This window comes from Pantoea sp. RCC30.1, from assembly GCF_058148845.1.
In genome coordinates this window covers 53,010-73,425 of record NZ_JBXUHX010000013.1, presented here as the reverse complement: position 1 = coordinate 73,425, position 20,416 = coordinate 53,010, and the positions used below count along the sequence as shown (strand labels likewise).

Genomic DNA, 20,416 nt, shown 5'->3' with positions numbered 1-20,416 from the left:
TTAATTTATCAACCAATCGCTGATTTAATCCGATAAAAAAAGCGGCATCGCTGCCGCTTTTTCAGATTACGCGTTTTTTGCCAGCGCGTTCGGGTTGAGGTTAAGTTTCTGATAACTCTCTACCCACTGATGATACTTGTCCGCATTTTCCCACAGTCGGGTATGAACACGGGCCAGCACCACCGGATCGCTGATCAACTGCAGACGCTGTTCGCGGCCCAGTTTATCCGGCGAATCGCTCAGCGCCTGATCCACACGGCGGTCACGTGCATAGTCCAGTAACTGACTCTGCCTGTGGCGGGATGTCGCCAGTGCCGTTGCCAGTGCGTTAAAGGCAGGATGGAACAGGGCATGCATAAAGCCATTTTCCAGCGCGCGTTCACGGTTCAGCAGCACATAGCGATCGGTATCCACCAGCTCCTGCGGCGGCGAATACTCTTCCGGGATCAGGAACAGTTTGGCTTTCTTGCTCTTAATACCCAGGGTTGAGCGGCTCGACATCACCGAAACAAACGGCGACAGGATCAGTGAGAAGACAATCGGGGCCAGCCACCACAGGAAGTTAAGATCCAGCAGTCCCATACCCGTCGCCCACACCAGACCCAATGCCATCTGCGAACCGTGACGTTTAAACGCCTCGCTCCACGGAGTCGCATCGTCATCACGCTGAGGTGAGTTCCATACGACTTCCCAGCCCAGGAAAGCACTGACTACGAATACCGTATGGAACAGCATACGCACCGGTGCCAGCAGCACTGAGAACAGCGTTTCCAGCACCAATGAAGCCAGCAGGCGCAGAGGACCACCGTAGGCCTTCGATCCTTTAAACCAGATCAACACCACACTCAGCATCTTCGGCAGGAACAACAGCACCATAGTGGTCGAGAACAGCGCTATCGCCAGCTCCGGACGCCACTGCGGCCAGACCGGGAACAGCTGCCGTGGCTGCAGGAAATAGGTCGGTTCCATCAGCGTATGCACCACCTGTAAGGCAGTAGAGAGCGCCAGGAACATAAACCACAGCGGAGCCGACAGGTAGGACATGACACCGGTCAGGAACACCGCACGGTGAACCGGGTGCATCCCTTTTACCAGGAACAGGCGGAAGTTCATCAGGTTACCGTGACACCAGCGACGGTCACGCTTCAGCTCATCCAGCAGGTTCGGTGGCAGCTCTTCATAGGAACCCGGCAGGTCATAGGCAATCCAGACCCCCCAGCCAGCACGACGCATCAGCGCAGCTTCTACAAAGTCATGCGACATGATCGAACCGGCAAAGGAGCCCTCGCCCGGTAACGGAGCCAGCGCACAGTGCTCAATAAAGGGTTTCACGCGGATAATGGCGTTGTGACCCCAGTAGTGAGACTCGCCCAGCTGCCAGAAGTGCAGACCTGCCGTAAACAGCGGACCGTAGACGCGGGTCGCGAACTGCTGACAGCGCGCATACAGCGTATCCATACCCGATGCTTTCGGCGACGACTGGATGATCCCGGCATTCGGGTTAGCATCCATCATGCGCACCAGACCGGTGAGACACTCACCGCTCATGACACTATCGGCATCCAGCACGACCATGTAGCTGTAGTTGCTACCCCAGCGACGGCAGAAGTCATCGATGTTGCCGCTTTTACGCTTCACACGACGACGACGACGACGATAGAAGATCTTGCCTGCCCCGCCGACATCCCGCACCAGTTCCATCCAGGCTTTCTGTTCGGCAATGGCGATATCCGCATCGTAGCTGTCGCTGAGGATGTAGACATCGAAGTGTTCAGCGTTACCGGTGCGAACCACAGATTCCCATGTTGCACGTAAACCGGCATAGACACGCTCAACGTCTTCATTACAGATCGGCATAATCAGTGCGGTACGATGTGCCGGATTGAGCGGTTCATCTCCAACCGTTGAATACGAGATACTGTATTTGTCACGTCCAATCAGCAGCTGCAGGAAGCCCATCAGGGCCGTCCAGAAGCCGGCAGAGACCCAGCAGAAGAGTATGGCGAACAGGAACAGGATCCCGGTCTGCAATAGATAAGGAAGAATCTGCATCACTGACTGCTGCCAGTTCTGATTGATCATCTCCATCGGGTCCAGAAGCGTCCAGCCCTGATAAGGCAGAATACTCTTCATGTACCAGGTGGCGACCACGGTCTGGAAAATGGTCAGGATCAAGAGAATGTAGCGGCGAATTGAACCGACATGACGCCACTTCTCCTCGGCACGCCGCTCTTCCGCATTGGTATAACGCGGAATCGTTTTGTGTCCACGCAGTGAGTCCCAGGCACGGGCGACCGGGTTGGTACGCCACGCTTCCGGGAACATCAGTGAGCGTTTGACCTTCGGCATCGCTTTCAGCGTGGTGCGGTCGAGGTAATCTTTACCCAACTGCTGACCGTCGGCCAGCGAATCGGGCCAGGCCATTTCAACCCGCGATGAGACCGATTTTAACGGCGCATCATCCGGACGATCACTAGCTGCGACATCCCTTCCCAGCGCATCATGGATGAAGTGGAACTCGCCGGCATTCTGCAATGAGACGCTCAGGCGAGCCTTCTCTGCCGCATCCAGCGGCAGAGATTCCACATAACGTTGAGGTGTAAAAGTCGATTTATTCATTGGCAGGTAACTGATAGCTCCAGGTTTCCGTCAATGTCTTGTCGCCGCTAACCAAGGCCGCACGCATTTCTGTGGACTGCTTGGCATCTTTCACACGCAGACGCAACACCAGACGCCAGCCTTTGGTGACCGGGTTATAACGTACGCTCTGCTCAACCACATCAGCATTTTTACCGACGCTGACCTGAGGTGCCACCTGACTGTTTTCCGCCATCTTGCTCATGTCTTTACCCACGAAATCGATGGTGAAAGCCACGGTGCCATCCGGCTGACGTACCAGATTAGACTGCTTCACGTCACCCGCTGAACGCAGGGTATTTTTGACCCAGGCGGTATCATCGGAATGCAGCTGGTTTTCGTCGCGCGAGAAGTGCAGACGATACTTGAAGTTCATCTCTTTGCCAGGCTCAGGCAGCGTCTCTGGCGTCCAGAAAGCAACGATGTTGTCGTTGGTTTCATCTGCCGTCGGGATTTCAACCAGTTCAACCCGGCCTTTACCCCAGTCGCCGATTGGCTCAACCCAGCCGCTTGGACGCAGGTCGTAGCGGTCATCGAGATCCTGATAGTTGTCAAAGTCACGCCCACGCTGCAGCAGACCAAAACCTTTCGGATTCTCGATGGTGAAAGTGCTCACCGCCAGATGACGCGGGTTATTCAGCGGACGCCAAATCCACTCTCCGTTGCCATTATGGATAGAGAGTCCATCTGAGTCATGCAGTGCCGGACGGAAGTTGTTCACCGTCGAAGGCTGATTCTGACCAAACAGGAACATACTGGTCAGCGGTGCGATACCCAGTTTGCCGACGTTATCACGCAGGTAAACTTTAGACTGCACATCAACCGTTGACGCTTCCCCCGGATGCAGCACAAAGCGATACGCACCCGCCGCACGCGGCGAATCGAGCAGTGCGTAGATCACCAGCTGCTTGTCCTGTGGTTTAGGACGCTGGATCCAGAACTCTTTGAAACGCGGGAACTCTTCACCGGACGGCAAGGCCGTATCGATGGCAAGGCCACGCGCCGACAGGCCATACACCTGACCGGCACCAATTACACGGAAATAGCTCGCGCCCAGGAAGCTGGCGATCTCATCGTTTTTACCCTTGTTGTTAAGTGGGTAAAGCACTTTGAAACCCGCAAATCCGAGGTTTTTCACCGCTTCCGCGTCATGTTTTACATTACCGAAATTAAAATAATCGGGGTTGTATTTAATCTCGCGCACCGCGCTGCCGGTCACTTCGTTGATCTGCACCGGGGTATCGAAATACATCCCCTGATGATAGAACTCCAGCTTGAATGGCGTGCGCAGTTTGCCCCAATACGCTTTATCGTGGTTAAACTGGATCTGCTGGTAATCAGCAAATTTCATTTCACGAAATTGAGAGGGTAAATTGCTTTTAGGCGCTTCGAAGCTTTTCCCTGCCAACGCTTTGGCTTGTTTGGCTACATCATCGATGTTAAACGCCCAACTGTTATTGGCGTACAACGCCAGCAGAACTGCAGTACCAATCCAGCGTACCTTCATCAGTCCGGCTTTATTTTTTTCTTTAGTCAGCACATCCCCCCCTTTCGTGTGCTTAAATCAAACCCGTTTATCTTAAAGGATTATTCGGTTTTCCGACAGCTTATGCGCAACATTGTTCCCGCATTTCGTCTGGCATTACGCTACTTTTAGGACAATTAGACACTACGGATTCCACTGATAGTATACCTGGTTTATCCCAGGTAGAATTTTCACAGAGCATAATCCGGTTTCAGGGTGAAACCGGCCAAACGTACTAACGAACTGGAACTTTATGAGTACTGTAAAACCTGAACGTGAATACTTCCTCGACTCCATCCGTGCGTATCTGATGTTACTGGGGGTGCCGTTTCACGTTTCCCTCATCTACTCCGCGCAGAAATGGGCAGTAAACAGTCACGAAGCGTCTTTATGGCTGACGCTGCTGAATGATTTTATTCATGCGTTTCGTATGCAGGTGTTTTTTGTCATCTCGGGATACTTCTCCTACATGCTGTATCTGCGCTATCAGCCACGCCGCTTCCTGAAGGTGCGTCTTGAACGCGTGGGGATCCCGCTACTCACCGCCGTTCCGCTGCTCACGCTGCCGCAATTTTTCATGCTGAAAGAGTGGACAGATAAGCTGGCTGACTGGCCGCGTTTCACGCCCTATCAGAAGTTTAATAACCTGATGTGGGAGTTGATTTCGCACCTGTGGTTCCTGGTGGTGCTGGTGATGCTGACCACGCTGGGCATGGTGACGTTCCGCTGGCTTCGCGATCAGCATCGCACCATTGATTACACGCGGGTTGGCTGGGGCGCACTAGCCGCTGGCGTGCTGGCGTGGGCGTTGGTGTGGTGTGTATTCCGCCGTCTGGTGTTTATTTTCCAGCCCGACTGGCTGATGGATGGCCTGTTTAACATTATTGTGATGCAGACGCTCTTCTATCTGCCGTTCTTTATGCTGGGCGCGCTGGCGTGGAAGCATCCGCCGCTGAAGCAGCTGTTTGTGCGGTTTAATCCGGTGATGTGGATCGGCGCGGTACTGATGTTTGTCGCCTACTGTGCTAATCAGCGTCTGAGCAGCGGTGAGGGCTGGTTGTATGAGCTGGATGCGATTATCACGACGCTGATGGGCCTCTGCATGCTGAACGTCTGCTTCTGCTTTGGTCATAAGCTGCTGAATTCGCATTCGCCGCGCATCATGTATCTGGTGAATGCTTCGCTGTTTATCTATCTGGTGCACCATCCGCTGACGCTGCTGTATGGCATTTACGTGACGCCGCGGATTGAAAACAACACGCTGGGCTTCTTCGTCGGCCTGCTGATGGTGTTTGGCATCGCGTTTCTGCTGTATGAAATTCACCTGCGAATCCCGCTGCTGCGGTTCCTGTTTTCGGGGAAGTTTGAGCGTAAAGAGGTCTGACAGGGTATGTAGAGGTGCGGCGCAGGGACTTTTAACGCCGGGCGCTTGCTGAGCAGGCTCAGGGAGGTTGTGCCTTACGCAAAGACGCAAAACCGCCATCCCTGGCAGGCTCAGCGCGGGCGGTTACGCTCCACATCCCTGAGGTGCGCCCGTAGCCGGGCCAACGCGTTGCGTTGTTCAAAAACGCTCCCGGCGTTTTTGTCCCTGGCCCGCGATGCTTTGCTACAGGCGCAGACTTACAGCAGCCACTCAATCGGCAGTCGCCACACCAGCCTTACCTGCAGGCGCTGCCACCAGGAACAACCCGGCTCGTGTTTATGCACAATCTGCTGCGGCTCATCCGGATACTCCAGCCAGTTAACCCTTCCCCACTTATCCAGCCTTAGCGTCCATGCCCGATCACGCATGGAGTGGCTGAAGCGCTGATGCGTCTCTGCGGCCAGCGCCGCACTCTCGATGACCAGACCCATCTCGGTATTCAGCACAGCAGAACGGGGATCGAAGTTAAATGAGCCGATAAACAGCGTCTGTTGATCCACCGAGAAGGTTTTAGCATGCAGGCTCGAGCCAGAATTACCGGTTAACCCCCGGTCGTGCGGTGCATCGGGCACGCCCGCCTGCGGTTTCAGCTCATAGAGCGCGATGCCATGTCGCAGCAGTTTCTTGCGCCACTTGGCGTAACCAGCATGCACAATCGACACATCGTTGGCCGCCAGCGAGTTAGTCAGAATGGCAATTTTTACCCCTTTTCGCCTCAGGGTCAGCAGCTGCGCGACGCCTGCGCGGGTCGGCACAAAGTAGGCAGAGATAATATCGAACTGCTCCTGCGGGGTACCAATAACCTCCAGCATCCGCTGCGGCAGCAGGCTTTTGGCGCGCGCTTTGCCCAGTCCTTTACGCGGATCATCGCTCAGCAGCCGCGCTTTTGCCCAGGTCAGGTCCAGCATGCCCTCTTCCAGCTCCTGCAGCAGCGACGAATTTTCCAGTCGCTGGAGGTAACGCTGCACCGGTTCACTGTGACGCCATTCTGGTGGCAGACTCACACTGTCCTCTTCCGGTTCATCTTCATCCAGCACCTGCTGCAGTGGCGACACCGGCTTGCTCCTCCAGTAGCGTTCGAAATCCTCTGCGACCTCTTTTACCACCGGACCAATCGCCATCACGTCGAGATCGGCAAACAGAGGTTCATTGCCGGTTCCGAAATATTCGTCGCCAATATTGCGTCCGCCCACCACGGTCGTGACACCATCCACCGTAAAGCTCTTGTTGTGCATGCGGCGGTTCAGACGGGCAAAATCAGTGAGATAACCCAGCGCACGCAGAGTGCGAAACGAGAACGGATTAAACAGTCGCACTTCGATGTTGGGATGGCGGTTGAGCTGAGCCAGCGTATCATCCAGGCCCGGCGTATTGTTGTCATCCAGCAGCAACCGCACCTTCACGCCGCGACGAGCCGCCTCCAGCACGGCGCTGAAGAGCAACCGGCCAGAGAGATCGTTTTGCCAGATGTAGTATTGAATATCGAGTGAACGCTCCGCTTTTTGTATCAGCAGATAGCGGGCAGCAAAGGCATCCAGCCCGTCGCTCAGCTGATGAACACCGCTCAGCCCTGGATGGCGCTGACATTCTGGCTCCAGCTGTGTTTCCAGCCAGCTGCTACGTTCCGATGGCTGGAAGAGCTCAAACGCTTCGGTCATGACAATTCCCTGTAAAATGCAGTTATTTTTATTATTCCCCGGCCCGACCTCTGGCGCTATACCTCTGTTCCGAACAAGTGAGCGGTCACGGGCGTTTTTTAGTCTAGACTTAACCGGACGATCTGTGACCGGCATTAGCCCGGCAGGAGAGGAATATGTCTCATCAACCCCTTACAGATACCCGCCAGCGCTACCATCCCAGCCTGTTTCGCAGCTTTTTCCAGGGAAGTTTTCCGTGCTCTACCGCCTGCCGTACGCCGGGCAAACGGCTGGATATGGTTTTCAGCAGCGGCCACGATATGCTGCTCGAAAAAGATTATGCCGCGCTGGCTGAGCAGCACCTGCTTACTGCCCGCGACGGTGCGCGCTGGCATCTGATTGAAAAGGTCCCCGGCCAGTATGACTGGCAGAGTTTTCTGCCGATGGTAGAAGCGGCGCGACGTCAGCAGATGGAGATTATCTGGGAGCTGGCGCACTTTGGCTATCCCGATCATCTTAATATCTGGAAAGCCGAATTTGTTGACCATTTTAGTCGTTTCGCCCGCGCGATGGCACAACTGATGCGCGACGAGGGCATCGAACGCCCCTTCTTTACACCGGTGAATCAAATCTCATTCTGGTCATGGGCCGGAGCGGATGTGGCCTGGTTCAATCCTCATGCTGCGAATCGCGGTAAAGAGCTGAAGCGTCAGCTAGTCCGCGCCTCGCTGGCGGCAATTCATGCCATTCGCGAAGTCTATCCGGAGGCACGTTTTGTCCTGACCGACCCGCTGGTACAGATTGCCCATCATCCCGATAATCCGGACAGCAAACCCTACGCCGATGCACAGCATCAGGCGCAGTTCGAAGCCTGGGATATGCTGGCCGGTCGCGTCGATAAAGAGTTAGGCGGCAGTGAAGATTGCCTGGATATTCTCGGGCTGAACTACTATCCCGACAACCACTGGTTTTTCCCCAATCAGCCGATGTCGCTGGATGAGCCGGCGCGTGTTCCGCTGCATATTTTGCTGGCGCAGTGCTGGCAGCGCTACCAGCGCCCTATGCTGATTGCCGAAACCGGCGCAGAGGGTGACGCACGCGCGCCCTGGCTGCAGGAGATCAGTGAAAACGTGGCGGTAGCGCTGGATCAGGGCATTGCGGTGGAGGGCATTTCGCTCTATCCGGTGGTGGAGTATCCCGCCTGGGCGGATGACCGGCGTTCTCCTGGTCCGCTGCTGGGATTAGCCGATCCGAATGGCAACCGTAACCTGCATGAGTCACTGGCGCTGGTGTTACGCAGTCAGCAGATTAAATTCGCCACGCGTAATGCGTAATCAGACATGCTGAGAGGGGAGCTTTTTGGGGTAGCAAGAGCGAACGTCGAGAGAGGGATCGGCAGGATGACGTACGTCGGTCAGCCACACCATGGTAAACAGGAAGGTGACCCCGATAAGGCAGGCTGCCAGCAAACCGATAATTGCGATTAATTTGTCATCTCCGGAGTCCATCGCCTTCTCCTTATTCAATCCGTTGAATCCTGTGCGTGTCAGCTCATCCAGAGCGTAATCATCAGGACAAAGATTATAAGCGTTACCGAGGTCACCGCAAGCACCACTATTGCAAAGTGCGCATCGTCAAGTGACTGGCGAATTGGCTCATCGTGCTCGTCGGGTGGCGAGGGCAAAGACATAACTATCCTGTGAAAAATAGGGGCCGCCGGGGGTGAAGCGGTAAATGACAGTGTAGATGAAAGGCTGTTTATCGTCCGGTTCTTTCGTTCGGGAAATAAACTGGCCCGTGCCAGCGCGGCACGGGCCTGAGATCAGACGCCGCGCCAGCGTTTGAAGATCAGTGAGGTGTTTATCCCACCAAAGGCAAAGTTGTTGCTCTGGATATAGTCGGTCTCCAGCTCTCGCGGCTCGCCCATGATGTAATCCATCTGACCGCCGTCGGCGGCCGGTTGCGTCAGGTTAAGGGTTGGGGCAAACCACCCTTCCCGCATCATCTCAATGCTCATCCAGGCTTCCAGCGCCCCGCAGGCACCCAGCGTATGGCCAAAATAGGACTTCAGTGAGGAGATCGGCGTTGATTCGCCAAACACCGCTGCCGTCGCCAGACTTTCGGCCATGTCACCCCGTTCAGTGGCGGTACCATGCGCATTGACATAACCGACCTCTGCAGCCGTAATACCGGCGCTTTGCAACGCCCGCTCGATGCAAATCTGCATGGTTTCCCGCTGCGGCTGCGTGATATGCGCGGCATCGCAGTTGGTGTGGAAACCGGTGAGCTCCGCGTAAATCGTGGCGCCGCGCGCCTGGGCATGTTCCAGCGACTCCAGGATCAGGGTGCCGGCGCCTTCGCCAATTACCAGACCATCACGCTGCTGATCAAAAGGTGCAGGCGTAGTGTGCGGTGCATCATTACGCTGGCTTGTGGCAAACAGGGTGTCGAACACCGCCGCTTCCGACGGACAGAGTTCTTCCGCACCACCGGCAACCATCACCGTCTGATAACCGTGACGAATCGCTTCCCAGGCATAGCCAATCGCCTGACTGCCAGAGGTACAGGCGCTGGAGGTCGGGATCACCCGGCCACGCAGGCCGAAAAACAGCCCGGCATTGACGGCCGTGGTGTGCGGCATCATCTGCACATAGGTGGTGCCGGTAATATTGTTGGTGTGCTTTTCCGTCAGCATGGTGGCGAACTCGCTGACCGGCCCGGTGCTGCCGGTCGAAGATCCGTAGGCGATACCTGTTTCTCCGCTTGTCAGCACCGGATGGTCAATCAGGCCCGCCTGGGTCAGCGCCAGCTCAGTCGCGCGCGTTGCCAGCAGCGAAACGCGACCCATAGCGCGGATACGCTTGCGGGTGTAATGCGCAGGCAGTTCAAAGTTATCCACGGGCGCGCCGAGCAGGGTATGCAGCCCGTCGTAGATCTGCCACTCCGGCATAAAGCGCACCGCATTGCGGCCAGCACGAATACGCGCCGACACTTCAGCCCAGGACTCACCAAAGGCGGTCACGCCACCCATACCGGTTACGACTACTCGCTGGATCACAGCATGCCTCCATTAATCGAAATTACCTGACGCGTCACGTAACCGGCGATATCGGACATCAGATAGCTCGCCAGTCCGGCGACCTCTTCAGCCGCGCCCATGCGCTTCATCGGCACGATCTTCATCGCTTCTTCAATCACCTGGGGTTCCAGCCCTTCCATGCCGGTGTCGATCAGACCCGGCGCGATGCAGTTAACCGTGATTTTGCGTTTAGCCAGCTCAATCGCCAGCGCTTTAGTCGCCCCGATAATGCCCGCTTTCGCTGCGCTGTAATTGACCTGACCGCGATTACCCATCATCCCGGAGACCGATGAGAGCGTAATAATGCGGCCACCGCGCCGCAGGCCGATCATCGGCATCACGCAGGGCTGGATCACGTTGTAAAAACTGTCGAGATTGGTGTGGATCACGCTGTCCCACTCCTCATCCGTCAGGGCAGGAAACGCCGCATCACGGGTGATACCGGCATTACTCACCACGCCATAATAGGCCCCGTGTTGCTCAATGTCCGCTTCCAGCGCGGCGCGGGTTGCAACCCGGTCAGCCACATCAAATCCCAGTACACGGCCGCTGCCGCCTGCGGCTTCGATCTGCTGCAGGCACTGCTCAGCACCTGCGCGATCGCGGTTGAAATGCACAATAACCTGATAGCCATCCTGGGCGAGACGCAGCGCAATCGCGCGGCCAATGCCTTTACTGGCACCCGTGACCAATACTGAATCTGTCATGGCTGATTTCCTTGTGACAATAATTGCTGTAACTCTGCTTCATTGGGTTGATAAGTGTTCAGACGACCACTGGCAAGCCGTTGCGTGCCATAACGAATGTCGCCCTCAAAGCTGCCCATGCGGTCATCGCGCATCAGCAGCGTCATTCGGATATCCAGCGTGACATTAGCGGGAAAGCGCGGCTGCTCAGCCCGCCAGCCGCGTCCGCCCAGCAGCATACCGGGCGGGATCAGGGTTGCGCCGCCCTGCTTTGCATGCCAGCCCGACCAGACGCCCACGGTCTGCGCCATCATCTCGACGCCAAACCAGGCGGGCAGTTCACCCTGAGACGTCAGAAACGGTGTCAGTACGCCTCCGGCGCAGGTCGAAACCTGACAGTGGACCTGCTCATCATCAACGGCGATCAGCTGATCAAGCAGCAGCATCGGCGCAGCGTGCGGCAGCCAGAGTGCCGCGTGCGAATTAATAACCATCAAGGCGTCCCAGAATCAGACAGGTGTTATTGCCGCCAAAGGCGAAAGAGTTAGAGGCGATGACAGGCCGTTGCAGCGCCTGCGGCTGTAATAACAATCCGCAATCCGGCAGCGTCTCATCCTGCGCCGCCCTGGTGAAATCCTGCGCGGGCAGCGGCAAATTCTGTAGCAGGATTAGCGCGCTGAGTGCGGCTTCACACACGCCGGCCGCACCGAGCGTATGGCCGGTCAGATGTTTGGTCGAGCTACATGGCACGGCATTGCCAAACAGACGCGTTATCACGGCCGCTTCCATCTGATCGTTCAGCGGCGTCGCTGTGCCGTGCAGATTGATATATCCGACCTGCTGCGGCAACAGATTCGCCTGCTGCAGCGCCATGCGCATCGCCCGTTCAGCGCCCTCACCTTGCGGATGGGGCGCGGACATGTGCCAGGCGTCAGAAGATTCGCCTGCGCCCAGTAACGCCAGCGGCTGTGGTTGCCGCGTCAGCAGCATCAGCGCGGCCCCTTCGCCAATCGAAATGCCGTCACGGTCGCGGCTGAACGGCGCGCAGCGACGCTCAGAGAGCGACTCCAGGCTGTCGAAGCCGTTAATCGGCATCCGGCTCAGCGAGTCCGCACCGCCCACCAGCGCGACATCCGCCAGCCCCGCCGCAATCAGCCGCTCGCCACTGATAATGGCGCGGGCGCTGGAGGAGCAGGCGGTGGAAATGGTATAGGCCGGGCCATCCAGTTGCAGATAGTGAGCCAGGAAACGTGACGGATCGCCCAGTTCCTGCATCTGATAGTGATAATCGGACTGGTTGCCGCGAATCTGCTGATCGCCCTCATCCACGCCTGAGGTGCTGGTGCCCAGCACAATCGCCACTCTGCTGGCACCATAGCGGGCGATCGCCGCATCGAGTGCCGGACGGATTTGCGCCAGCGCGGCCAGCAGCAGCTGGTTATTGCGGGTGTTGTGCGCGCTCAGGGCCGCAGGAATGGGTGGCAGCTCGCCTTCAACCCGGCCGAGCCAGCAGGCGCGGTCACCGCTCAGCCAGCCATGGCGCAGTTGCATGCCGGGTGCCTCACCCTTTTTCAGGCTGTCTGCAATCTGCTGACTGTCATTACCCAGGGCATTCAGCATGCCGATGGCAGAGATGTAAATCATGAGGCGTCCAGATGTTGAATGCGGATCTGATAGCCAAAGGCATGCTGCTGAATGCTGATCGGCTGGCGCTGATTACCACGTTGCAGATAATCAATTTCGGTCACCAGCTGGTTATCGGCATCAATCAGCCGTCGCTTTAACCCCTGATCCTGCAGCGTCCAGCCTGCCGGCAGCTGTTTTTGCCAAACATCCAGCGGCCAGTAACTCAGCATGATGTCCGCCAGCACCTGACTGGCAGGTGGCATCTGCGGCAGCGGCATCAGCTGCTGAGTGTGAATACCGCTGGCATCGTAGCGCAGGCTGAACAGGCGAATACCCACCGAGGAGAGCCCGGCCAGATCGATCTGCTGTTCATCGGCGCTGAGCAGTACCAGCAGTGACTGACTCTGACCTTTAACCTGCCCGGTCAGCAACTGCTGCTGCTGGAAGGCGGGACGGATGCCCGGTGGCGGCAGCGTCACTTTCACGCCCGGCTTAAGCCAGGCGGTGGGACGGCTGCTATCGGGTGCAGGTCCGGCACAGGCGCTGAGCAGCAGAGCCGTCAGTAGAATAAAGGCGGCGCGAATCATCGTTTACTCCTTGTTCGGGTAGGTCGCATCGCCAGCGGCGACAGCAGGAAAGCGCTGAAGATGCCGCTGCATAATACGGTGCCAAAACTGGCAATCGCGCTGGTGCTGCTGAATACCAGCATTCCCAGCGTCAGTAAGGTGGTGATCATCGCCAGCGATACCGCCAGCAACGAGGTCAGCGGCGTACCCTGCGGGTTGCTGAAAAATAGCGTGTAGTTAATGCCGATGCCCAGCACCAGAATCAGCGCCAGCAGCGCAAACAGGTTGAGCGATGCGCCGATCCAGCCCAGCGTTGCCAGCGCCATCGACAGCGACAGAACCGACGGCAGCACGCTGCGTAAGCCCGCCTTTAAGCCCAGCCGCAGCACAAAACTTAGGGTAATCAGCAGCAGCGCCAGCGCCAGTAATCCGCCGAGGAGGGTTCGCCAGAAGCTGAACAGCGAATCGTAACTGGATTTGCGGTCAATCCAGCTGACACCCGGATGCTGCTTCGCCAGCTCTGCGAGTGCGGCGCTGTTTTTGACGCCGCTGGTGGGGATCAGAACGCCGCTCTGCCCGTCCGGCAGCGTCAGCCACAGCAGACGCCAGCCTTCACTCAGCGGACTCGCCAGCCAGTCATCCGGCGTCACCGGCATCGGGGTCAGATCCGGCGCGGCAAGCGCAATCCCCGCCTGCTGCAGGCGGGCTGTAATTGTCGGCGCAGCCTGCTTCAGCAACTGCAGATCCTGCTGTTGCTGCGCCAGCGACTGCAGAGGCAGCAGACGATAGCGCTGCAACCAGCCCTGCTGCTGCGCCTGGTGCAGGTCCGGTGCCAGTTTTTCCAGTCTTTCCAGCGTCTGCTGAGCGTCATCGCCCCAGACCACAAACCAGGTCTGATCAGCACGCTGACCGGTCAGGGTAGCGAGCTGGCGATCCTGCTCCATCAGTTGGGCCGGCGCACTTTGCAGATGCGCGATGTCATCATCCACTTTCAGCTGGGCGATCCCGGCCAGGGCGAAGATCGCCATCGCCACGGGTAATCCGACACGCAGCCCGCGCTGACGACGCCAGGCAGCAAGCCAGCGTGCCAGGGGTACCATCAGCGGCACCGGGCGCACCGGTAATCCGCGTACCAGCCACGGATAGATCAGAATTACCGTCAGGCAGGAGGCGGTTAAGCCGCTGGCGGCAAAAACCGCCAGCTGACGCAGCCCCGGAAATGGTGCCAGCAGCATCAGCAGCCAGGCGATGGCGGTGGTTGCGAGCGCCAGCAGCAGCGTGCCACGGACTTTACGCAGGCTCTGCCACGGCGTCTGCTGATCGCCATGAACCATCCGCTCGGTAAGGTAATAAAGCGTGTAATCTGCCGAGATGCCGACAATACTCAGGCTCATCACCAGCGTCATCAGATGCAGCTCGCCAAAGCAAAACAGCGTCATCACCGTGCCCGCCATCGCGCCGATCGCCACAGAGGTGACGGTCAGCAACAGCGGACGCAGTGAGCGGAATACCAGCAGCACCAGCAAGACGACGCCACCCAGTGTCACACTGCCCAGTGTTTTGACATCATGCTGCGCACGCTGGCTGGCGTTGTCGCTGAACAGTACCGTGCCCCGCGTTAGCAGTTTCGCCTGCGGCCAGCGGTTTTTAAGCTGCTGTTCCAGTGCGCTGAGCCGGTTCACCAGCGCATGACTTTGCTGCATACTGAAAGCGTTGTTCGCCAGTTCGCCATGCAGAAAATACCACTGCTGGCCCTGTTCATCTTTTACGGTCAGCCAGCCATCATGCAGCGTCATGCGCCCGGCGTTCTGGGCCAGCGCCAGCTGTGAACCGCGCACCAGCATCAAAGGATCGCCCTGCAACTCTTTGCTGCTTACGCCCGAGAAGGCTGAAAAGAGCTGCGCCAGCAGCCAGTCCGCCTGCGCCTCGCCACCGTTCTGCAAGCGGCTGCGCGTTGCCTCATCAATCAGGCCGTTACGATGTTGCCAGGCAAAGCGGCCCCACTGCTGCTGCTGCTGCGCATCAAGATCGCCCTCCACCTGTTTCAGGTCTGGCAGCGCACGCAGCTGAGCCAGCCACCAGGCCGCGACCTGGGGATCGTCCTGCTCACCAGGTGAAACCAGCCACACCATCTGGCGATCCAGCCGCTGCATAAAGCCCTGCTGCAGCGCAGGTGGTGCCGCGCCCAGATTCTGCTGCGGCAGCATTGCCAGCACGCTGCTGTTAAGCTGGCTGCGCGGAAGCAGAAAGGCGAGCGCTGCCGCCAGCAACAGACAGAGGGCCAGCCACAGAATGGCCAGCAGCCGATCGTTACGGCCCGGCAAAACGCGCCTGCTCCTCATCGCTTAACTGCGGCGGTTCAATACGGGTGTTGCTGAGCTGAATCTGGGTTTTATCACCCTGCTTATCGTCCAGGTTAATGCTATCCAGAAAGGCGCTGCCTGCCAGCGAGATACGGTTGAAAATTTTGTTGAGCGGCGCGGCTTTGGGCGTCAGATCCAGCGTCCAGGATCCGTTGCCGCGATCGCTGAAGGCCACGCTGAAGTTTTCGTTCAGTACCTTCTGATCGGCCTGGAACAGCGCCCGCAACAAGTGATTGAACTGGAACATCTGCGGATTGCTGTCGGCGGTGATCACCTGTGGCTTCTGGCCGCTGAGGCTCTGTACCATGCGCTTGTCATCCAGCAATAGCGTCATCACAAACGGCGTCTGCTGATGCCACCATAACCCCTGCTCGCGGGCGATTAGCATCTGCCCATGCGACACCAGCGGCTGACGCATACCTGAAATGGTGCGCGTTTGGGTAAAGTCTGCCCGGATCACCGGCTGGCTGGCAAAACGCTGCTGCAGCTGATCCAGGGTGACCGCGCTGGCGGCACTGGCCCACAGCAGCAGGCCGGTAAGCACTATTTTTAGCATCCTTTCACTCCTAAACGTTCCAGTAAAATGTCGGGCGAAACAAAGCACAGTGCCTGACTTTCCTGCTCCACGGCCACCTGCAGCGTATGCGCTTTAGTAGTGATCTGACCGGCAGCGTTTCGCACTTCATAGTCGATGCGCAGGCGGTTCTCATATTCGGTAATCCTGGCGCTGACGCGGATCGTCTCTTCGCAGCGCAGTGGCTGGCGGTATTTGACCCGCGTATCGACCACTGGCCAGACGTAGCCGCTGGCGGCCATCTCGGCATAACTGTAGTTAATGCTGCGCAGCAGGGCTTCACGCGCCACTTCGAAAAAGCGGAAATAGTTACCGTGCCAGACCACGCCCATCGGGTCGCAGTCGTGGAATGAGACGGTCAGCACGACTTCAGCATGATGTTCAGTCATGGTCAGACTCCTTGTGGTGCGCCTGTTGATCAGGCAGCGTCCAGAAATCGAAAAAGTTGAACCAGTCGAGCGGAGCCAGCAGCGCGTAATGGGCCAGCCGTTCCGCGTAGCGATCGACCGCCTGTTGCAGCGCCTGCTGACGTTGCGCCCGTGGCAGCAACAGCGGATCGGCAAACGGCTCACAGTGGATATGCAGTTTACCCTGTTGCTGCAGCGCAAACATCAGCAGCACTGGACAGCGTAATGCAGCCGCCAGCACAAACGGCCCCTGCGGAAACGGTGCGGCCCGGCCCAGAAAATCGCTCCAGATTACCCGACGCTCACCGCCGCGCTGCGGATTCACCGCGGTGCGATCCCCGACAATCGCCACCCATTCGCCCGCATCCAGCTTCTGTTGCAGCAGGATCGCCGTCTCCGGCCCGATATCACTAACCGGCATCAGATTCACCCCCGCCTGCGGAGCGATGGTTTCCAGTACCGCCCGAAAACGTTGGGCGTTGTCGGTAAATACCAGCGCATTAATCACCAGTCCGCTGACCTGCTGCGCCATCGCGCGACAGGCTTCGATGTCGCCAAGATGGGAAGCAAGGATCAGCTTGCCCTGGGTTGCAGGTGCGCGGATCACCGCTTCCGCGCCTGGCGCAAAATCGATATCCCGCCCCCAGCGCAGATCGCCGCGCCAGCTGGCGACTTTATCCAGCATCGCCCCGGCGAAGCGCAGGAAATGGCGATAACTGTTAAGCCGGGGCGGTAACGCAACCTGCCGCTGCTGTGCGGCGGCGGTGACCTGCGCCAGCCATTGCCGGGAAGCGCTTCGCGCGCGCTGACCGCTCAGCCAGTAGACAGCCACCACAGGCCAGAGCAGCAGCGTAAAGGGCAGCCGTCCGCCGTAGCGATAGACCGCCAGCATAAAGCGTAATCCCCACTGTCCGCGCCGCTCTGTTTCCACCGACCAGTGCGCTGGCGCTTTGCGCATCGCCAGCAGACGAGGAATGCGCGGCAGCATGCCGAAAAACAGCCGGGTATGCATCCAGGAGATACGCAGGTTGTCGTAGAGCGCATCGAAGTGTGACAGCCCGCTGGCCGGATAGGTGACGCGGGTCGGGATAAAGCGACTGCGGGTTCCCTGCCAGTAGAGCCTCACCATGATCTCGGTGTCAAAATCCATGCGCTGACCGATGGCCCGGCGATCGCACAGCGCCAGCGTCGCAGCCAGCGGATAGACGCGGAAGCCGCACATGCTGTCGCGGATCGACAGCGACAGCGTTTCAATCCAGACCCAGAAGTGGGTGATGTAGCGACCGTAAAGGCGGGATTTGGGGATCGAGTCGTCATAAAGCGGCTGACCGGAGATCAGCGCGTCGGGATAACGCTCAGCTTCCGCCAGCATCAGCGGCAGATCTTCCGCCTGATGCTGGCCGTCCGCGTCGAGCTGCACCGCATGAGTGAAGCCACGTGCCGCAGCGGCCCGCAAACCGTGGATCACCGCAGCACCTTTGCCCTGATTGCTGTCGAGCCGCAGCAGGCTGAGCTGCGGCGCGTGCAGCGTCGCCAGCTGAAGCTGAGTGGCCGCATCGCTACCGTCATCCACTACGATCACCGGCAGGTTAAAGGGTGCCAGCCGCGCCAGCACCGACGCCATCATCGCGCCGTGGTTGTAGCAGGGGATCACCACGCAGGGTGAAAACGCGGCGCTTAACACAGCGCGATCTTCCCGCTGCTGGCACTCTGCTCACCATCATCATTCAGCAGGCTGTAACGGAAACTCAGGCGCGATTTTTCAGCGTCCCAGTCAAGACGCAATTGTAATAGCGAGTCGGGTAACACCGGCTGCTGAAATTTGATGTTTTCAATGGCGGCAAACTGTTTGCCGGGCGCAAGCAGTGATATCCCGTAGTGCATCACCCAGTCGAGCTGCGCCACACCGGGCAGAATCGGCAGCGCCGGGAAGTGGCCCTGGAACCAAAACAGGCCGGCCTCAACCTCCAGGGTCAGCGTCACGCTGTCAGCCTGCCGTACCCGGCTGCGTTCAATCGGCAACATGAAAAAGTTCCTCTATTTGCGGCCAGGCGCGTTTACTTTGGGGAGTGACCGGAATGGTGGCGACAATCCGCCAGTAGCGCGGCATCGCCAGCGGTTCGAGCCAGCACTGCAGCTGACGTTTCCACTGCTGCCTGCGCTGATGCAGAGCCGCCTCATCCAGCGTGCTGTTCAGCGACAGCACGACGCCAATCGCCTGACGCTCATGACGCGTAATCACCAGCGCCGCGGCATCCTCGATTTCCGGCAGATCGGTCAGACGGCGCTCGATCTCGCTTAATGAGATACGCTTATCACCGATCTTCACGATGCGGTCGTGACGTCCTGCCAGCTGAAATCCGCCGTCCGGCTGCATATTCAGCCGGTCATCAAGTGGCAGACCGTTGTCACCGGCAATCAGCGGCGACCAGACCTGCCAGCGTTCGGGCGTCACCTGCTCCAGCCTGACCTGCGGGAAGCTGCACCACGACGCCTCGGCCCGATCGCACTGACGCCAGGCCAGAATGCCGGTTTCGGTGCTGCCATAGATTTCACTGACCTGACAGCCAAAGCGCTGCAAGACCTGTTCCGCATCCGACCCGCGCAGCGCACCACCGGCAGAGACAATCAGTTCACAGGGGGGCGCGACAAGCGTGCTGTCCAGCCGCGATAAAAAGGCCGGGCTGCTGATAAAAGCATAGCGACAGTCGCGGGGAAGCTGGGCCAGCTGTTCGCCGTAAAACAGCGGCAGGGCGGAGAACGGCAGCCTGAGCATCATCGGCAGGAAAAGTCGGAATGATAAACCGTAGAGATGCTGATGGCTGACCGAGGCGATGACCCGGCAGCCCCGTAACTGTTCGCCCCATAGGGCGCTGAGCCAGCGGCTCTCCTGCTCCATCACCGCCAGCGACTTCATCACCTGACGCGGCGCACCGGTCGATCCCGAAGTGAAGAGCACCAGTTCTGCACTCTCCGGCAGCGGCGGCAGCTGCCCCGGCGCTTCTGCGTCGTCGCACATCAGCAGCGGCAGGCTGACCACCAGCTGGATGTCACACAGCACGCCATCCAGCTGCTCCTGCATCTCATCCAGCAGGGCAGCACGGCAGTGACCCGGCATCACCGGCGTTTTACCGGCATACCAGCATGCCAGCAGCGCCACACAGAAACGATAGCTGTCATCAAAACAGAGCGCCCAGCGAGTGCCCGGCTGTGCCGCTAAGCGCTGACTGAGCGCCAGTACCTGACGATGCATCGCGCTGAGCATCAGCGGTTGAGCGCCTCGCCAGGCGACCTCGCGGTCGTCTCCCTTAAGCCAGTCGGCCACCTTCATGCTTTTCGCCTCACGCGCTGCCGCACCAGCCATTCAGCGCCCATCAGCGCGCCGATTAACAGGTAGCTGATGCCGCCGTTCCACAGCGTCCAGAGCCGCAGATCGCCATGCAGACAGGTATAAAGCGCCATGCTGCCGTTGCCGATAAAAAACAGGCACCAGATTTGAGTAACTCGGCGGGTGTAAGGCACTGCTGCGGCAGGGAGTTCCGGCTCACGCAGCCGGGCAATACGCTCCACCAGCGGCATCGCGCTCCAGAGAGAAGCACCAAACACCAGCAGCATCGCCAGATTGACTGCCACCGGATACCACAGCAGCAGATGCTGAGCGCGTAACAGCTGGCTGCTGATACAGAGCAGCGCGCCAGCCAGCGCCAGCCAGCCCATGACTGCACCCATCGCGTTTTGCTGACGACGCAGTTGCAGCCAGCGCAGGCCAAACAGTAGCGCCAGCAACCAGAAGAGTCCCTGCCAGCGCGGCTGAGTCAGTGCCAGCCAGACCAGCAGGGGCCAGGCCAGCAGCGTAAGCAAATTGAGCAGGCGAAGAGTAGCAGCAGGCACGA

General features: G+C 58.5%; 19 protein-coding genes. 2 read left to right on the top strand and 17 right to left on the bottom strand.

Annotated elements, in window-relative coordinates:
- Positions 1–66: 66 nt before the first annotated feature.
- The gene (mdoH, locus tag AC2LB6_RS13300) at positions 67–2,619 is read right to left on the bottom strand and encodes a glucans biosynthesis glucosyltransferase MdoH (protein WP_490093874.1); all 2,553 of its coding nucleotides are present in this window, start codon (positions 2,617–2,619) and stop codon (positions 67–69) included.
- On the bottom strand, positions 2,612–4,147 hold the full coding sequence (locus AC2LB6_RS13295; protein ID WP_175501468.1) for a glucan biosynthesis protein G: 1,536 nt from the start codon (positions 4,145–4,147) through the stop codon (positions 2,612–2,614). Before AC2LB6_RS13295 ends, mdoH begins: the two co-directional genes overlap by 8 nt.
- A 268-nt stretch (positions 4,148–4,415) precedes the next feature.
- Between AC2LB6_RS13295 and mdoC the strand changes: the two genes are divergently transcribed.
- Complete coding sequence (mdoC, locus tag AC2LB6_RS13290) at positions 4,416–5,546, top strand: glucans biosynthesis protein MdoC (protein ID WP_490093873.1); 1,131 nt, start codon at positions 4,416–4,418, stop codon at positions 5,544–5,546.
- A 236-nt stretch (positions 5,547–5,782) separates the two neighbouring features.
- Here mdoC and AC2LB6_RS13285 read toward each other — a convergent pair whose 3' ends face one another.
- Positions 5,783–7,243, bottom strand: a complete 1,461-nt coding sequence (locus tag AC2LB6_RS13285; RefSeq protein WP_490093872.1) for a phospholipase D family protein — start codon at positions 7,241–7,243, stop codon at positions 5,783–5,785.
- A gap of 155 nt (positions 7,244–7,398) precedes the next feature.
- On the opposite strand from AC2LB6_RS13285, the gene AC2LB6_RS13280 reads away from it, so the two are divergent.
- Complete coding sequence (locus tag AC2LB6_RS13280) at positions 7,399–8,556, top strand: glycoside hydrolase family 1 protein (RefSeq protein ID WP_490093871.1); 1,158 nt, start codon at positions 7,399–7,401, stop codon at positions 8,554–8,556.
- On the opposite strand, the gene AC2LB6_RS13275 is transcribed toward AC2LB6_RS13280, so the two are convergent.
- The 14 genes from AC2LB6_RS13275 to AC2LB6_RS13210 form a co-directional block, all read right to left on the bottom strand.
- A complete protein-coding gene (locus AC2LB6_RS13275) occupies positions 8,557–8,730 on the bottom strand; it encodes a hypothetical protein (RefSeq protein ID WP_490093870.1) in 174 nt (57 codons plus the stop codon). It abuts the gene before it with no gap.
- Between the two features lie 38 nt (positions 8,731–8,768).
- Positions 8,769–8,912: a hypothetical protein gene (locus AC2LB6_RS13270; RefSeq protein ID WP_490093869.1), complete on the bottom strand. Its 144-nt coding sequence runs from the start codon at positions 8,910–8,912 to the stop codon at positions 8,769–8,771.
- A gap of 132 nt (positions 8,913–9,044) precedes the next feature.
- The gene (locus AC2LB6_RS13265) at positions 9,045–10,280 is read right to left on the bottom strand and encodes a beta-ketoacyl-ACP synthase (protein ID WP_175501416.1); all 1,236 of its coding nucleotides are present in this window, start codon (positions 10,278–10,280) and stop codon (positions 9,045–9,047) included.
- Positions 10,277–11,008: a 3-ketoacyl-ACP reductase FabG2 gene (locus AC2LB6_RS13260; RefSeq protein ID WP_490093868.1), complete on the bottom strand. Its 732-nt coding sequence runs from the start codon at positions 11,006–11,008 to the stop codon at positions 10,277–10,279. The genes AC2LB6_RS13265 and AC2LB6_RS13260 overlap by 4 nt, the downstream gene beginning before the upstream one ends.
- Positions 11,005–11,481 carry a hotdog family protein gene (locus AC2LB6_RS13255; protein WP_490093867.1) on the bottom strand — a complete coding sequence of 159 codons (477 nt, stop codon included), beginning with the start codon at positions 11,479–11,481 and terminating at the stop codon, positions 11,005–11,007. The genes AC2LB6_RS13260 and AC2LB6_RS13255 overlap by 4 nt, the downstream gene beginning before the upstream one ends.
- On the bottom strand, positions 11,471–12,631 hold the full coding sequence (locus AC2LB6_RS13250) for a beta-ketoacyl-[acyl-carrier-protein] synthase family protein (protein WP_490093866.1): 1,161 nt from the start codon (positions 12,629–12,631) through the stop codon (positions 11,471–11,473). Before AC2LB6_RS13250 ends, AC2LB6_RS13255 begins: the two co-directional genes overlap by 11 nt.
- Positions 12,628–13,200 (bottom strand): DUF3261 domain-containing protein, encoded by a 573-nt coding sequence (locus tag AC2LB6_RS13245; RefSeq protein WP_490093865.1) that lies wholly within the window; start codon positions 13,198–13,200, stop codon positions 12,628–12,630. The genes AC2LB6_RS13250 and AC2LB6_RS13245 overlap by 4 nt, the downstream gene beginning before the upstream one ends.
- Entirely contained in the window at positions 13,197–15,503 is a 2,307-nt protein-coding gene (locus AC2LB6_RS13240) for an MMPL family transporter (RefSeq protein ID WP_490093864.1), read from the bottom strand. The genes AC2LB6_RS13245 and AC2LB6_RS13240 overlap by 4 nt, the downstream gene beginning before the upstream one ends.
- Positions 15,490–16,098, bottom strand: coding sequence for an outer membrane lipoprotein carrier protein LolA (locus AC2LB6_RS13235; protein WP_490093863.1), 609 nt, complete (start codon positions 16,096–16,098; stop codon positions 15,490–15,492). Before AC2LB6_RS13235 ends, AC2LB6_RS13240 begins: the two co-directional genes overlap by 14 nt.
- Positions 16,092–16,505 (bottom strand): acyl-CoA thioesterase, encoded by a 414-nt coding sequence (locus tag AC2LB6_RS13230; RefSeq protein WP_031594668.1) that lies wholly within the window; start codon positions 16,503–16,505, stop codon positions 16,092–16,094. Before AC2LB6_RS13230 ends, AC2LB6_RS13235 begins: the two co-directional genes overlap by 7 nt.
- A complete protein-coding gene (locus AC2LB6_RS13225) occupies positions 16,498–18,207 on the bottom strand; it encodes a glycosyltransferase family 2 protein (RefSeq protein WP_490093862.1) in 1,710 nt (569 codons plus the stop codon). Before AC2LB6_RS13225 ends, AC2LB6_RS13230 begins: the two co-directional genes overlap by 8 nt.
- Positions 18,201–18,548, bottom strand: coding sequence for an ApeI family dehydratase (locus AC2LB6_RS13220; RefSeq protein WP_490093861.1), 348 nt, complete (start codon positions 18,546–18,548; stop codon positions 18,201–18,203). Before AC2LB6_RS13220 ends, AC2LB6_RS13225 begins: the two co-directional genes overlap by 7 nt.
- Positions 18,535–19,854, bottom strand: coding sequence for an AMP-binding protein (locus AC2LB6_RS13215; RefSeq protein WP_490093916.1), 1,320 nt, complete (start codon positions 19,852–19,854; stop codon positions 18,535–18,537). The genes AC2LB6_RS13220 and AC2LB6_RS13215 overlap by 14 nt, the downstream gene beginning before the upstream one ends.
- Positions 19,851–20,414 carry a COG4648 family protein gene (locus tag AC2LB6_RS13210; protein WP_490093860.1) on the bottom strand — a complete coding sequence of 188 codons (564 nt, stop codon included), beginning with the start codon at positions 20,412–20,414 and terminating at the stop codon, positions 19,851–19,853. The genes AC2LB6_RS13215 and AC2LB6_RS13210 overlap by 4 nt, the downstream gene beginning before the upstream one ends.
- Between the last annotated feature and the right edge of the window lie 2 nt (positions 20,415–20,416).

Coding starts and splice junctions, on each gene's coding strand:
- mdoH (WP_490093874.1), bottom strand. CDS start 2,619: ATGAATAAATCGACTTTTACACCTCAACGTTATGTGGAATCTCTGCCG.
- mdoC (WP_490093873.1), top strand. CDS start 4,416: ATGAGTACTGTAAAACCTGAACGTGAATACTTCCTCGACTCCATCCGT.
- AC2LB6_RS13285 (WP_490093872.1), bottom strand. CDS start 7,243: ATGACCGAAGCGTTTGAGCTCTTCCAGCCATCGGAACGTAGCAGCTGG.
- AC2LB6_RS13280 (WP_490093871.1), top strand. CDS start 7,399: ATGTCTCATCAACCCCTTACAGATACCCGCCAGCGCTACCATCCCAGC.
- AC2LB6_RS13275 (WP_490093870.1), bottom strand. CDS start 8,730: ATGGACTCCGGAGATGACAAATTAATCGCAATTATCGGTTTGCTGGCA.
- AC2LB6_RS13270 (WP_490093869.1), bottom strand. CDS start 8,912: ATGTCTTTGCCCTCGCCACCCGACGAGCACGATGAGCCAATTCGCCAG.
- AC2LB6_RS13260 (WP_490093868.1), bottom strand. CDS start 11,008: ATGACAGATTCAGTATTGGTCACGGGTGCCAGTAAAGGCATTGGCCGC.
- AC2LB6_RS13255 (WP_490093867.1), bottom strand. CDS start 11,481: ATGGTTATTAATTCGCACGCGGCACTCTGGCTGCCGCACGCTGCGCCG.
- AC2LB6_RS13250 (WP_490093866.1), bottom strand. CDS start 12,631: ATGATTTACATCTCTGCCATCGGCATGCTGAATGCCCTGGGTAATGAC.
- AC2LB6_RS13245 (WP_490093865.1), bottom strand. CDS start 13,200: ATGATTCGCGCCGCCTTTATTCTACTGACGGCTCTGCTGCTCAGCGCC.
- AC2LB6_RS13235 (WP_490093863.1), bottom strand. CDS start 16,098: ATGCTAAAAATAGTGCTTACCGGCCTGCTGCTGTGGGCCAGTGCCGCC.
- AC2LB6_RS13230 (WP_031594668.1), bottom strand. CDS start 16,505: ATGACTGAACATCATGCTGAAGTCGTGCTGACCGTCTCATTCCACGAC.
- AC2LB6_RS13220 (WP_490093861.1), bottom strand. CDS start 18,548: ATGTTGCCGATTGAACGCAGCCGGGTACGGCAGGCTGACAGCGTGACG.
- AC2LB6_RS13215 (WP_490093916.1), bottom strand. CDS start 19,854: ATGAAGGTGGCCGACTGGCTTAAGGGAGACGACCGCGAGGTCGCCTGG.